Raw genomic sequence first — 13419 nt, 5'->3', positions numbered from 1 at the left:
CAGAGCCGTAGCGAACCCGCTGCGACTCGTACAAGTTATGCCTGATGACCATAGCAAGTCGGTCCCACCCCTTCCCATCCCGAACAGGACCGTGAAACGACTTTGCGCCGATGATAGTGCTGCAACCAGTGTGAAAGTAGGTTATCGTCAGGCTAGTTATATGAAAAAGCCCGCTCAGTGATCTGAGCGGGCTTTCTTGCTTTCGGGGGCTGAATTTGCGCGACAGGTTTGGACGAAAAACCTGGATTTATACCTTCGCTGGAAGTCACACTTCCGACCGTATCGGGGAGGACGTACACAAGCCCGCGGAGGAAGGGGCGTCGCATTAACACTGCGTCAGCCTCACGGCTGTCGTTCCCGACAGTGTCGGGAAGGTAGCTCAGCCAATAGCTCCAGCTATGCCCCGATAAATCGCCTCACACACCCCACAAAATGTCGGTCTTGTTATCGCGCGCCGAGCGCAGCATTTCAAGCAGGGGATAGATACGCGTCGGGAAGCTCACCACTTCGATCGGCTCGTGCTCATTGTCTTCGTTCTCACCATGATGGGCCTCGACATCGCGCGCCACCTGCTCCGACGCCTGGTGCTTGCGGCTTTCCTCGACTTCGCCTTCGATCAGCTGCACCGCGCGTGGCGCCTCCTCCGCCGTGATCACGCCGCGCTCCGGGTCTTTGTGAAGCAGATCGAGCACACGCTTGGCGTGTTCCGAGTACATCAAGACCTCTGGATAGGATTTGCACTTGAAAGTGATTAACATAGCTGTCTCGTAATTCTGTAGGTAATTAAACAATAACACGACTTGAGGTTGCCGGCATCCCGCGCACACTCAGTCGGCGCTGCCTCGCCGGATTCTCAGCGTCCATGCCAGCAACAGCACCAGGGGCCCGGCCGCCAGCGCCGCGACAGCCGCTTGCCACACCCCCTCCGACGACTTGCCATTGCCGACCGCCACCAGCAGTCCGCCCGCCGCACCCCACGCCAGGTTGCTGCACATCTCCAGGATATTACTCACGAAGTTGGCCTTGCCGCGTCCTTTGAAGTCGCTGCGCCGCCCCGGGCGCCCGCACCAGAGCACCACGAGGGCCGCCCCCCAGACGGCGGCCGTCACCGAGAAGCAGGCGATGAGGCCGGCCATCGGTGCACGCGCCACCAGCCACAGCAGCGGCAGGGCCACCAGCAGCAGCGGCGGCATCACGGCGGCGCACAACTTGGCCAGCCTGACGGTGCGCAATGAGACCGGCGCACAGCGCAGCAGGTCGGGTGTGTCTTCGGCCGCGATCACGATCCAGGTGAGCGAGCCTGCCAGCGATCCGCACAGCAGGCTGAGACCGGCCGCCGTCGCCTCCAGCCGGATACCGGAATCCGAGAAGATCAGAAAGCACATCGGAACCAGATAGATCAACTGGAGCAGCACCTGCGAGATCAGGTGCGGATCGCGCAGGATCAGCCGCCATTCCTTGATGACGACCGTCTCGAACAGGCTGCGCCGCACGCGCAGGCGCAGCTCCCCGGCGGGCCGGCGCGGCGCCTGCGCCAGCGACGCCGTCTGCTGCAGGCCGCGCACGAAAAAGCGGTGCGTGAACGCGGCCGTCGCAACGAACGCCAGGGCGGACAAGGCCAGCAGCGCCAGGACGGCGCGCCAGTCGCCTAGCGCGGCGCGGGCCGGGAACCAGAACAGGCTGTCCGGCCCCAGCCAGCCATCCCTGGCCAGCCGTGCGAGCCTGCCAGCGAGCTCGCGCTGGGTGGCCGGCGTGACATGCGCATAGGCCTGCGACAGCAGGAAGATCAGCGCTCCAGATACCGCCCCCAGCACCTGCGCCAGCACCCGCGTGCGCCGTGCGCCGAGGATGCGCACCAGGCCCAGGGTAAGCAGCATGGAGAAGCAGGCGCTCAGCACCGCCAGCCCGAACACCGCCGGATACAGGGCCAGCCAGGCGGGCTGGCCGAGCGCCAGCCCGGCGTGGGCGAAGGGCGCCAGCAGGAAGTAGAAGACCGCGGCTGTGCCGGCGGCGATGGCCGCCAGGCGCACGGTGAAGATGCTGCGCGAGGGCAGGGGAGAAGACAGCAACAGGTCGAGGTCGCCCCGCTCGAACAGGGCCACCACGCTCGCCTTCAGGCTGCTCGCCACCATGGCGCTCACGCCCACCACCAGCACCGTGCTGACGGCCGCCAGCAGCGGCAGCGCAGTGCGGTCGATCCCGCCCAGCCGACGCAGCAGGTACCAGGCCGCACCGTGCAGCAGCAGCCACAGCGCCGCCAGGATAAGCAGAGTGGCAGTCCTCGGCCGTCGTTTGCCCTGCGCGTTCGAGGCCGCGCCCGCGTTGAACCAGGCCAGCCGCAGCTCGTGCCGCAGCAGCCAGACGACGCTGCCCGGCGCCGCCCTCATGGCTGCGCGGTCAGTTCGAGGAACACGTCTTCCAGGCTGCCGCCGCCGGTGCGCGCGCGCAGCTCGTCGAGCGTGCCCTCCGCGATCAAGCGCCCCTGGCGGATGATGCCGATGCGCTGGGCCAGCCGCTCCGCCACCTCGAGGATGTGGGTAGTGAGGATCACGGTGCCGCCGCCGGCAACGTGCGACACCAGCAGATCCTTCACCTGGCGCGCCGCCGCTGCGTCCAGGCCGGTGAGCGGCTCGTCCAGGATCAGCAGCTCGGGCGCGTGGATCAGGGCCCCGGCCAGGGCAAGCTTCTGCTTCATCCCGCGCGAAAAGCCCTCGGTAAGCTCATGGGCGTGCCTGGCCAGGTCGAGCCAGTCCAGCAGTTCGCGCGCGCGCGGCTCGGCCGCTTCGGGCGCCACGCCCCACAGGCCGGCCACGAACTCCAGGTATTCGCCGGGCCTGAGCTTCCCGTACAACATCGGCTCGTCCGGCAGGTAAGCCATCTTCATTTTCGCGGCTGCCGGAGCGGCGGCAAGGTCGATGCCGAGCACCTCGATGCTGCCGGCGTCCGGCGCCAGCAGGCCGGTCACCATGCGCAGGGTCGTGGTCTTGCCGGCGCCATTCGGACCGAGCAGCGCGTACAGTTCGCCGCGACGCACTTCCAAATCGAGGCCATCGACCGCCGGCCTGCCGAAGGCCTTGTGCAGGCCGGCCAGGCACAGGGCTGGAGGCGCCGCGGCGCTCATAGCGGCGCGAAGGAACTGAGGAACTGCTCCACCTGCTCAGGCGGCACGGTTCCCGATTTGCCCAGCACGATCACCTGGTAGAAGCGCCTGCCCTTGGCCTCGAAGCGTCCGTCCAGCTTGACCGTCTGGCCGTTGCCCCGGCCGGTCGCGTCCACCGTGATGCGGCCCTTCGCGTCCGGGACTGCGCCGGTGTCCTGCACGCCGATATTGCGCAGCAGGGCCTGGCGCATCGCCGGCAGCGCCGCCAGCGCCTGGCCCTCATCAGCGGCGGTGCCGGCGCCGACCGCGAAGGTCGCGCCGTCGACCTCGGCCGCCGTCATGGTCATGTCCACCTTCATGCCGTTCAGGTCGATCGTACGCGTGAAGCTCGAGGGCTTGGCAGGGAACAGCACCTTGTAGGCGCCTTGCTCGCTGCTGTAGTCGCGCCAGTTGTAGGTCGGGCTGCAGCTGGACAGGACCAGGGCGCCCGCCGCGGCCCAGGCGCCGCGCAAAAAGAAAGAGGTTCGCATCCCGCGATGGTAACAGCAGTGCGACCGGGCCAGGCCAGCCGGCGCGCCGGCCTGCGCCGCGTGAATAAACGCAGCATCGGTAAACGCCGCTTCACAAGAATTAACAAGCCCGCATTACGTCCGAAATAGTGGGGTATATGTCCGGTTTTGACGGAAGAGTTCTGAGACCATGCGGCCAAACAACCGTGGAAGGGGATGGCATGAAAGTGAACGGCAAGGATCACAAGGTCGACGTCGAGGGCGACACCCCGGTGCTGTGGGTGCTGCGCGACGTGCTCGGCATGACGGGCACCAAGTTCGGCTGCGGCCAGGGCCTGTGCGGCGCATGCACCGTGCATGTCGACGGCGTGCCCACCCGCTCCTGCCTGACGACCGTCGAGATGGTCGGCAAGGGCAACGTGAGCACCGTCGAGACCCTGGGCGACTCGCGCATCGGCGCGGCCCTGCAGAAGGCCTGGCTCGACCAGGAAGTGGTCCAGTGCGGTTACTGCCAGTCGGGCCAGCTGATGTCGGCTGCGGCCCTGCTCAAGTCCAACAAGTCGCCCAGCGACGAGGACATCGACGCCGCCATGAGCGGCAACATCTGCCGCTGCGGCACCTATCCGCGCATCCGCGCCGGCATCAAGGCCGCCGCCAAGGCGCTCGCGGGAGGCAAGCATGCGTAATGAATTGCCGAACCTGTCGCGCCGCGGTTTCCTGCTCACCAGCGCCGCCGCCGGCGGCGGCTTGCTGCTGGGCGTTTCGGTCGCCGTGGCCAGTCGCCCGGCCGAAGCCGCGACCGCAGCCCGTCCTTTCGAGCCGAACGCCTTCGTGCTGATCGGCGCCGACGGCCTGGTGACCGTCACCATGCCCTACATCGAGATGGGCCAGGGCACCTACACCTCGGTGCCGATGCTGGTCGCCGAAGAGCTCGAGGTCGACCTCAAGCAGGTGCGCATCCGCCACGCGGGTCCGGACGACAAGCTGTACGCCAACCCGATCTTCGGCGTCCAGATGACCGGCGGCTCGACCACCATGCGGGCCGCCTATCTGCCGATGCGCCAGGCCGGCGCCGCCGCGCGCACCCTGCTGGTCCAGGCTGCCGCCCAGCAGTGGAAGGCCAAGCCGGCCGACTGCGTGGCGCAGAACGGCCAGGTGCTGCACCGCCCGAGCGGCAAGCGTCTGGGCTACGGCGCCCTGGCCGCGACCGCGGCCACCCTGCCGGTGCCGAAGGACGTGCCGCTCAAGCAGCCAGCCGAGTTCAAGCTGCTGGGCAAGGCCAGCAAGCGCCTGGACACCCCGCTCAAGGTTAACGGCAGCGCCAAGTACGGCATCGACGCCATGGTGCCCGGCATGAAGTTTGCCGCGCTGGCGCAGTCGCCGACCTTCGGCGGCAAGCTGCGCGGCGTCGACGAGAGCCGCGCCCTCGCGGTGAAGGGCGTGCGCCAGGTGGTCAAGCTGGACGACTGCGTGGCCGTGATCGCCGACCACACCGGCGCCGCGCGCAAGGGCTTGGCGGCGCTCGAGATCGATTGGGACGCCGGCCCGAATGCGAACGTCAACAGCGCCGCCATCTCGGCCGCGCTGGCCGCCGCCTCCGAAGGCCCGGCCGCCAAGGTGCGCCAGGAAGGCGACCCGGCCAAGGCCGGCGGCAAGCGCATCGCGGCCGTCTACGAGCAGCCCTTCCTGATCCACGCGGCGATGGAGCCGCTCAACTGCACCGTGCACATGAAGGAAGACGGCTGCGAGATCTGGACCGGCACCCAGGTGATGACCATCGCGCGCGCGGTCGCGGCCCAGGTGGCCGGCCTGCCGCCCGAGAAGGTCACGGTGCACAACCACTACCTGGGCGGCAGCTTCGGGCGCCGCCTCGAAGTGGACATGGTGGCGCGCTCGGTGCAGATCGCCAGGCACGTGAAAGGCCCGGTGAAGGTCACCTGGAGCCGCGAGGAAGACACCCAGCACGACATGTACCGCGGCGTGTTCCTCGACAAGGTCAACGCCGTGGTCGACGCCCAAGGCATGCCGGTGGCCTGGACCCACCGCATCACCGGCCCGTCCACGCTCAAGCGCTACTTGCCGGCCGCCTTCAACAACGGCTTCGACGAAGAGACGGTGGACGGCGCGATGCACCCGCCCTACGCCTTCCCGAACCTGCTGGTCGAATACGTGAACTACGAGCCGCCGGTGCCGACCAGCTTCTGGCGCGGCGTCGGTCCGGCGCACAACCTGTTCGTGGTCGAGAGCTTCGTCGACGAGCTGGCCCATGCGGCCAGCAAGGACCCGGTGGCCTACCGCGCCGCGCTGCTGGCGCATAACCCGCGCGCCAAGGCGGTGCTGGAGCTGGCCGCCGCCAAGGCCGGCTGGGGCGCCAGGCTGCCGCGGGGGCAGGGGCGCGGCGTCTCGGTGCAGAACGTGTTCGGCAGCTTCATCGCCCTGGTCACCGATGTCGCGGTCGACAAGGAAGGCGAGGTCACGGTCAAGCGCGTGGTGGCGGCGGTCGACACCGGCGTCGCGATCAACCCCGACACCATCCGCGCCCAGGTCGAGAGCGCCGTCAACTTCGGCATCTCGGCCGCGCTGTGGGGCCAGGCCACGATCGAGGGCGGACGGGTCCAGCAGTCCAACTTCCACGACGTGCGCGTGATGCGCATCCACGAAGCGCCGAAGATCGAGACCCATATCGTGAGCAGCCAGGAGGCGCCGGGCGGCATGGGCGAGACCGGCACCGCGGGCCTCTTCCCATCGCTGGCCAACGCGGTGTTCGCGGCCACCGGCAAGCGCCTGCGCAAGCTGCCGATCGATCCGCAGCAGCTGCGCGGCGCCTGATCCGACGCAGGCCTCGGGCCGGCGGCGCGCCGTCTCTCCAAAACGGAGGGGGGACGGAGCAGCCGCCGGCGTCTTGGCGTATGATCCATTAGGTGCATTACCGCATATCACCTCAGCAAGGAATAACATGAAACGCAGAATCGGCTTCCTGCTCCCGCCGGGGTTCCAGGCACTCGATTTGATGGCGACCACCGTGTTTGAGCTCGCCAACAAGCTGTCGTCCGGACCCCACTACGACATGACCATGCTGTCCGAGAAGGGTGGCGTCCTGTCCAGCTCCTCCGGCGTGGGCGTGTTCACCGAGGCGGCCGAACGTGTCGACTACGACACCCTGATCGTGGCCGGCATCATGCAGCCGGAGAACTTCCGCTCCTCGCCCGCTTTCCTGGAATACCTGCGCGAAGCGAGCACGCATTCGCGCCGCACCGCCAGCATCTGCACCGGCGCCTTCATCCTGGGCGAAGCGGGCCTGCTCGACGGGCGCCGCGCGACCACCCACTGGGCGCTGGCGCGCGACCTGCAGCGCGCCTATTCGAAGTCGCGCATCGAGGAAGACCGCATCTACATCAACGACGGCCGCATCTGGACCTCGGCAGGCATGACCGCCTGCATCGACCTGTGCCTGGCGATGGTCGAGAGCGATCTCGGACGCGACGCGTCCAAGCACATCGCCCGACACATGGTGGTCTACCACCGCCGCAGCGGCGGACAGTCGCAGTTCTCGGCCCTGCTCGAACTGGAGCCGAAGTCGGACCGCATCCAGCAGGCGCTCACCTACGCCAAGAGCCACCTGCGCAAGCCGCTCTCGGTGGACGAGCTGGCCGAAGCGGCCAACCTGTCCACGCGCCAGTTCAGCCGCACCTTCCGCCTCGAGACCGGCCAGTCGCCGGCGCGCGCGGTCGAGGTGCTGCGCGTGGAAGCGGCGCGCGCCATGATCGAAAGCAGCAACCACTCGATCGACGTGGTCGCGCGCGAGACCGGTTTCTCCGACCCTGAGCGCATGCGCCGCGCCTTCCTGCGCGCCTTCGGCCAGCCCCCGCAGGCGATCAAGCGCGCCGCCCGCGAGCAGGCCGCCAGCTACGGTCACTGAACCTCAAGCGGTTCATATTCGCCCGCGACCAGCTTGCGGCGCAGGATCTTGCCGACCGGCGACTTCGGGATCTCGCGCACGAACACGTACTCGCGTGGGCGCTTGAAGTTCAGCAGGGCGGACGCCCGGCAATGCGCGTCAAGCTCCTCCGCGCTGGTGGCTGCGCGCGCCTTGACGAAGGCCACCACGCGCTGGCCCCAGCGCTCGTCACCCAGCCCCACCACCGCGACCTCGTCGACGCAGGGATGCAGCGAGAGTACGGATTCGATGTCCACCGGCGAGATGTTTTCGCCGCCACTGATGATCATGTCGTCCACCCGGCCGGTGACGAACAGATCGCCCTCCCCGTCGATATAGCCGGTGTCGCCCGTGAAGTACCAACCGTCGCGGATCGCCTTCGCATTCGCCTCGGGCCGGTTGCTATAGCCTTCGAAGGCTTCGTCTCCTTTCAGTTCGCAGATGATCTGGCCCTCGGCGCCGGCCGCAAGTCTCTGCTCCGGCGAGACTGCGCCGAACGGCACCACGCGGATGCGGGCGTTGATGCCCGCGCGGCCGGCGCTGCCGGCCTTGCGCGTCGCCTCCTGGGTGTAGGCGAAGGTGAAGACCTCGGAAGAGCCGTAGTGGTTGACGAAGACTTCCGGCTCGAAGGCATCCTCCAGGCGCCGCAGGAGACCGTCCTGCATCGGCGCTCCGGCGAAGCCGAGTTTGCGCACCGAGGACAGGTCCGCACCGTGCCTCTCGCGCCAGGCCAGCAAATCGTGGTAGAGCGTCGGCACCAGGTACAGGGTGGTGACGCGCTCGCGGGCGATCAGGCCGAGGGCGGCCGCGCAATCGAACTTTGGCACGCAGACGAAGGTGCCGTCGACCAGGGCCATCGCCAGCAGGGAACGAACTCCCATCGTATGGTAAAGCGGCATCACGCCCAGCGTGCGCTCCCCGCGTCGGTACAGGTTCTGGGCCACATGGCCCAGGGCGGCTGCGCGCTCGGCGCGATGGCGGCGCCGCACGCCTTTTGGCTTGCCGGTGGTTCCCGAGGTGTACAGCATCAGCGAAAGGTCTTCGCTGTCTGCGCGCAGGATGGGCAGCGTTGGCGCCTGCTCCAGCAGCCGCTCGAAGCCGATAACGCCGCCGCCGGCGGCGCCGGCGGCGCCGACGGCGATGCGGGTCAGCCGGCTGGCCAGCGGACTGGCGCTGACCGCCGCCTCGCTGACTGGTTCGTAGACGACGGCGCGCGCCTGGGAGTCGCTGATGCAATAATCCACTTCCTCCGCACCGGCGCGCCAGTTCAGCGGGGTCATGACTAGCCCCAGGAACTGGCCGGCCCAGTGCAGGGTGGCCATCTCGAGACGGTTCTGCAGCACGACCAGGACATGGTCGCCGCGTGCCAGCCCGAGGCGCGACAGGCCGTTGGCGACACGCTGGATACGCTCGTACCACTCGGCATAGCTCAGGCGCTGGGCGCCGTCGACGACGGCGAGGGCGTGTGGGCTGCGTTCAACACTCTGCAGGAAGGTGCGTCCAAGATCCAACATGGCGATGTCTCCTTAGGTATTCTTCGAGGAAGCCGGCCGTCCCGCCGCCTTTCCAGGCAGCGGGCATGCGCGGGACGGCTGGCAGTTGAGCTACTCGGCGGCGCGGCGCTTCTTGCGCTGGTAGGCGCGCCAGGTCATGGCCCAGCGCGCCGGGTCGTCGAGCGCATGCGTCTTCAGTCGGTGCACGGCCTGGTTATGCGGCGCCGTCCTGACCAGCTCCGGATCGCTGTAGGCTTCCTCTGAAATCCGGGCCAGCACGGCGATCCATTTGTCCAGCGCTTCCTTGCCGTACATCTCGCCCGCCTCCGGCGTGAACGGCTCGGGGATCAGCCAGGGGTGGTGGCTGCTCCACATGGCGTCGATGCCGAAGTCGGTCATGCGGTTCTGCACGTCGTGCACATCGACACCCGTGTCGTCCTTGAGCTGCTGCAGGCTGTAGCGGGTCATCTCGAGGCGCGGACTGGTGTGGCCGGGATGGGAGCGGGTGACGCCGCGGATCGCGAGCAGGCCGCGCTCCATGTAGTTGTTGGCCAGGACCGAGATGTCCGCCGCCTGCGCCATTCCTTCCGCGCCCATCGAGCGCGCCCAGGCATAGGCTTTCAGGATCACCTGGACGTTGCCCCAGAACTCGCGGATCTTGCCAATGCTCTGCGGCCGGTCGTAGTCGAGGCGATAGTGCTCGCCATCGAAGGCGACCACCGGTTTGGGCAGGAAGGGCGCCAGCTCGGCGCTGCAGCCGTAGGCGCCCACCGCAGGTCCTCCAACTCCGCTCTTGGGGGCGCCAAAGGTCTTGTGCAGCATGAACATGCAGGCGTCGAAGCCCAGTTCGCGCGCCCGGATGCGGGTCATGACCCCATTGAAGTTGGCATGGTCGTAGAAGCATAGCCCGCCGGCCTCGTGTACCAGCCGCACCCATTCCTTGATCTCGGGGTTATACACGCCCATGTCGTCCGGATTGTTGACCATCAGGGCGGCGGTGCGCGGTGACAGGGCCGCCTTCAGTGCGTCCAGCGACGGGTAGCCGTTGTCGTCGATCATCAGGGTGATCACCTTGAAGCCGGCGGCCGCCGCGGTGGCGGCGCTACTGGGGTGAGTCTGGATGGTGGTGATGATCTCGTTGCGCTGTCCGAGCTCGCCGCGCGCCGCGTGATAGGCGCGGGTGACGGCGCAGCTGATGTAGGCCGCATCGGCGCCGCCGCCAGCCTGGAACACGAACTGGTCCATCCCCGACAGTTCGCGCAGGATCAGGTCCATGCCGTGCACGATTTCCAGCGCGCCCTGCATGGTCGACTCGTCCTGGTACGGATGCAGGTGGGTGATCTCCGGGCGCCAGGCCATGGCCTCGTTGATCTGGGCGTTGTATTTCATCGTGCAGGTGCCGAACAGGCTGACGTTCATCATTCCGAGGGTCTGCTGCGACAGGCGCAGGTAGTGGTACAGCACCTCGGGCTCCGACAGCTCCGGCAGCGCCGGCTTGTGGCGCCGGCGCATGGCTGGGGGAACCTGCTCGTGCGCGCCGCCCACCATGCCGGCGATCGCCGGTTCCGCTTGCGGGAAGACCAGGCCGCGTCGTCCCGGATAACCCATCTCCATGATCACGGGCTCGTTCCAGACCGGAGCGTGGTATTCCTTGAGGGGCGTGCTCATTGTGTGATCTCCTGCAGCGTCGCGGCCAGACGTTCGATGTCGGCCAGGGTATGGATCTCGGTAACGCAATAGAGCGCGCATGCACCGAGTTCGGGGAAGTCGGCGGACAAGTCCTTGCCGCCAAAGATGCCGTGCGCAAGCAGTCGTCGGTTGATCTCGGCCACGGTCAGCCCGGTGGCGTCGACGTTGACGACGAACTCCTTGAAGAAGCCGGACGGGAAGCCGACCCGCAGGCCCGGGACCTGGGCCAGGCGGCGTGCGGCATAGTGAGCGCGCTGCAGGATCAGCTCTCCGACTTCGGCGAAGCCCTGGGGGCCCATCATCGCCATGTAGACCGCGTTGGCGATCGCCCACATGTACACCGAGTGGCCGGTCCAGTCGTTACCCTTGTCGCGCAGCCCGTAGGACGACTGCTCGAACAGGCTCAGTCCGAAGCCGTGCTCACCCGGCACGCTCGTCTCGGCGATGCTGATGAATAGCGTCGGGTACTGGTGGGCGTAGCGTTCCTCGTCACGCGAGGCGATGAAGCCGCTCGCGCCCCCGCCGGCGTTCATGTGCACGCCGAGCGGCTGCGTGGTGCCGACCACGATGTCGGCGCCGTAGCTCACCGGCGTCGCCAGCACCCCGAGCGAGATCGGGTCGACGCCGACGATCACTTCGGCGCCGGCGGCATGGGCAATGTCGGCGATTTCAGCGCCCTGGCGTTCGATCACGCCGAAATAGGACGGCGTCTCGAAATACACGGCCGCGGTGCGCGGTCCGACCAGCCGGCGCAGGTGGGCCAGGTCCATGAGTCCGGTTGCCGGATCGTAGTCGACCAGGCGTGTGGCGATGTGGCCCGCCATCGCGGCCGGTTCGCAGAAATTGTGGATCACCGACAGGCGCTCGGGATCGATCGCCCGCACCACCACCACCTCGTCGCGTCCGGTGAGACGCGCGGCCATGCGGATCGCGTGGCCGGCGGCGACGCCCCAGCTGCGCACTGGCAGGCCGACCAGATCGAGGTCGAGCAGCTCGCCGAGCTGGCTGCAGAACTCGAACCAGGCCTGGTTGCGGCCGTGGTCGGAACTCGGCTCGCCGAACACCGAGGTCAGCCACTCGTTGCGGCGCACGACTTCGTCGCAGGCGGCGGGGACATGATGCTGCCAGATCCCGGCGCCGAGAAAATTCAGGTTCTGCTCGGCGGTCCGGTTCTTCGAGAGCGTCGCGAGGAGGTGGCGGCGCAGTTCGTTTTCCGCCAGCGCGGGCGGCAGCGCGATCGGACTGCGCAACCGATGCTCGGCCGGGATCTGCGCGAACAACTGTTCGACGTCGGCGACGCCGATGGCGTCGAGCATCTCCTGCTGGATTGCCGGCACCGAGTTCGCCATATAGGGATGGGCGCGCGGGTGGGCGCTAAGGTCGTTCATATCACATCCTTCGAATTGATGGGTTGGAAGCAGGTCAGGACTTGACCTGGAAGTAGATGCTGCGGTCTGGCGCCGTCCGGATCGGCAGGTAGCCCGTCAGCATGGCATCGGTCTCGTCATCGCCTGTGTCGACTTGCAGGCAACGGGTCTCGAGTCCCAGCAGCTTGTCGAGCGAGGCGATGGCGATGATGTTGTCGCGGCCGGTCTTGCGGATGATCTCCGCGCTGATCTGCTGGTTGCCGCGCCCGAACAGGCTGCCATGCCCGCCGAGCACGCCGACCACGATCCGGGTCTCATGTCGCTCCATCAGGCGCAGCAGGGCAGCTTCGTCGAGATCGGCCCCCAGCAGCCGGCCGTCCAGCACGGCGTCCACGCCGAGCAGGGTGGAGGGCAGGCCAAGGGCGCTCATCACGCGCCGGGTGCTGGTTCCCGGTCCGATGAGGTACAGGCAGTCACGGCGCATCTCGGCGGCGATCTCGCGGGCGAGCGCATCCAGCGCGGCATCGCCGCTGGGCAGCGAGCCGGCTTTCGCGTTCTGCGTCAGTTGGCGCAGGTGCGGGCTGCGCGCGAAACCATAGAGGCGCGCTGACACGTGGTCGCGCCGCACGGCGTCCTCGTCGACGTCCATTACCTCGGCGTCGCGCAGGCGCACGGCGGGATCGCCAGCCAGGAAGCGCGCGGCCAGCGCGCCGACGTTCTCGGGCGTGGTGCCGAAAACCGCCGACACCATCTTCACCCCGGCAGGAATGCCGAGTACCGGCAAAGCGTCGCCGACCGCCGCCAGCACGTCACGCGCCGTGCCGTCGCCGCCGGCGAACAGCAGCAGGTCGGCGCCGGCCTCGAGCATCGCACGGGCGGCCTGGCGCGTGTCTCGTGGCCGGGTGGTCGAAGCCTGGGCCGCGTAAATCAGGCGTGGCGTGAAGCCGGCTTCGCGGGCGACCGATTCGCCGAGGTCGCCGGCGCCGGTGAGCAAGGTGAATGAACTCGAGGGCGCGCTGTCAGCGGCGAGTCGCCGTAGCGCAAGCAGCGTGCGCGCCGCCGCTTGCGGATGGGCGCCGCGCCGGCGCGCCTCGACCAGTACCGCGTCTCCGTCGGTTCCTTTGAGTCCCACCCGGCCTCCCATGCCGGCGATCGGGTTGACGATCAGGCCGATCGTCCTGGGCCGGGTCGGAACGTGACCGGCCGGCGGGCTGCCAGGCTGCTGCATGAAGCGCTCCTTGTTGAAGTGGAGGCGCGCGGACAGACTGTCGTGCGGATTCACATACGCGCCGTATGTCAGGTATAGTATTGACATACAAGGCGT

The 13419-nt window shown here is 67.9% G+C and carries 11 protein-coding genes and 1 rRNA gene; 4 read left to right on the top strand and 8 right to left on the bottom strand.

The window, feature by feature from the left end; all coding sequences use genetic code 11:
• Positions 1 to 40 precede the first annotated feature (40 nt).
• A 5S ribosomal RNA gene (gene rrf / locus B0920_RS14765) occupies positions 41 to 153 on the top strand.
• A gap of 263 nt (positions 154 to 416) precedes the next feature.
• Here rrf and B0920_RS14760 read toward each other — a convergent pair.
• The 4 genes from B0920_RS14760 to B0920_RS14745 all read right to left on the bottom strand — a co-directional run bounded on the left by B0920_RS14760 (position 417) and on the right by B0920_RS14745 (position 3630).
• Entirely contained in the window at positions 417 to 758 is a 342-nt protein-coding gene (locus tag B0920_RS14760) for a DUF1840 domain-containing protein (RefSeq protein ID WP_078033231.1), read from the bottom strand.
• A 69-nt stretch (positions 759 to 827) separates the two neighbouring features.
• Positions 828 to 2387, bottom strand: a complete 1560-nt coding sequence (locus B0920_RS14755) for a hypothetical protein (RefSeq protein WP_078033230.1) — start codon at positions 2385 to 2387, stop codon at positions 828 to 830.
• Entirely contained in the window at positions 2384 to 3121 is a 738-nt protein-coding gene (locus tag B0920_RS14750; RefSeq protein ID WP_078033229.1) for an ABC transporter ATP-binding protein, read from the bottom strand. The genes B0920_RS14755 and B0920_RS14750 overlap by 4 nt, the downstream gene beginning before the upstream one ends.
• On the bottom strand, positions 3118 to 3630 hold the full coding sequence (locus tag B0920_RS14745) for a hypothetical protein (RefSeq protein WP_078033228.1): 513 nt from the start codon (positions 3628 to 3630) through the stop codon (positions 3118 to 3120). Before B0920_RS14745 ends, B0920_RS14750 begins: the two co-directional genes overlap by 4 nt.
• Before the next feature lie 200 nt (positions 3631 to 3830).
• Here B0920_RS14745 and B0920_RS14740 point away from each other — a divergent pair, with 200 nt between their 5' ends.
• The 3 genes from B0920_RS14740 (at position 3831) to B0920_RS14730 (ending at position 7528) form a co-directional block, all read left to right on the top strand.
• Entirely contained in the window at positions 3831 to 4295 is a 465-nt protein-coding gene (locus tag B0920_RS14740) for a (2Fe-2S)-binding protein (protein WP_078033227.1), read from the top strand.
• Complete coding sequence (locus B0920_RS14735) at positions 4288 to 6438, top strand: molybdopterin cofactor-binding domain-containing protein (protein WP_078033226.1); 2151 nt, start codon at positions 4288 to 4290, stop codon at positions 6436 to 6438. Before B0920_RS14740 ends, B0920_RS14735 begins: the two co-directional genes overlap by 8 nt.
• Positions 6439 to 6565: 127 nt before the next feature.
• A complete protein-coding gene (locus B0920_RS14730) occupies positions 6566 to 7528 on the top strand; it encodes a GlxA family transcriptional regulator (protein WP_078033225.1) in 963 nt (320 codons plus the stop codon).
• Here the strand turns inward: B0920_RS14730 and B0920_RS14725 are convergent.
• From B0920_RS14725 to B0920_RS14710, 4 genes are all read right to left on the bottom strand, one after another.
• Complete coding sequence (locus B0920_RS14725; protein WP_078033224.1) at positions 7522 to 9060, bottom strand: AMP-binding protein; 1539 nt, start codon at positions 9058 to 9060, stop codon at positions 7522 to 7524. The genes B0920_RS14730 and B0920_RS14725 overlap by 7 nt on opposite strands.
• 90 nt (positions 9061 to 9150) lie before the next feature.
• Positions 9151 to 10707: an aminomethyl-transferring glycine dehydrogenase subunit GcvPB gene (gene gcvPB / locus B0920_RS14720; protein WP_078033223.1), complete on the bottom strand. Its 1557-nt coding sequence runs from the start codon at positions 10705 to 10707 to the stop codon at positions 9151 to 9153.
• A complete protein-coding gene (gcvPA, locus tag B0920_RS14715; RefSeq protein WP_078033222.1) occupies positions 10704 to 12116 on the bottom strand; it encodes an aminomethyl-transferring glycine dehydrogenase subunit GcvPA in 1413 nt (470 codons plus the stop codon). The genes gcvPB and gcvPA overlap by 4 nt, the downstream gene beginning before the upstream one ends.
• Before the next feature lie 34 nt (positions 12117 to 12150).
• Positions 12151 to 13323, bottom strand: a complete 1173-nt coding sequence (locus tag B0920_RS14710; RefSeq protein WP_078033425.1) for an ATP-NAD kinase family protein — start codon at positions 13321 to 13323, stop codon at positions 12151 to 12153.
• Positions 13324 to 13419: the final 96 nt, after the last annotated feature.

The sequence above is a fragment of the Massilia sp. KIM genome, from assembly GCF_002007115.1.
GTDB lineage: Bacteria > Pseudomonadota > Gammaproteobacteria > Burkholderiales > Burkholderiaceae_D > Telluria.
This window is presented reverse-complemented; position numbering and strand designations above follow the sequence as displayed.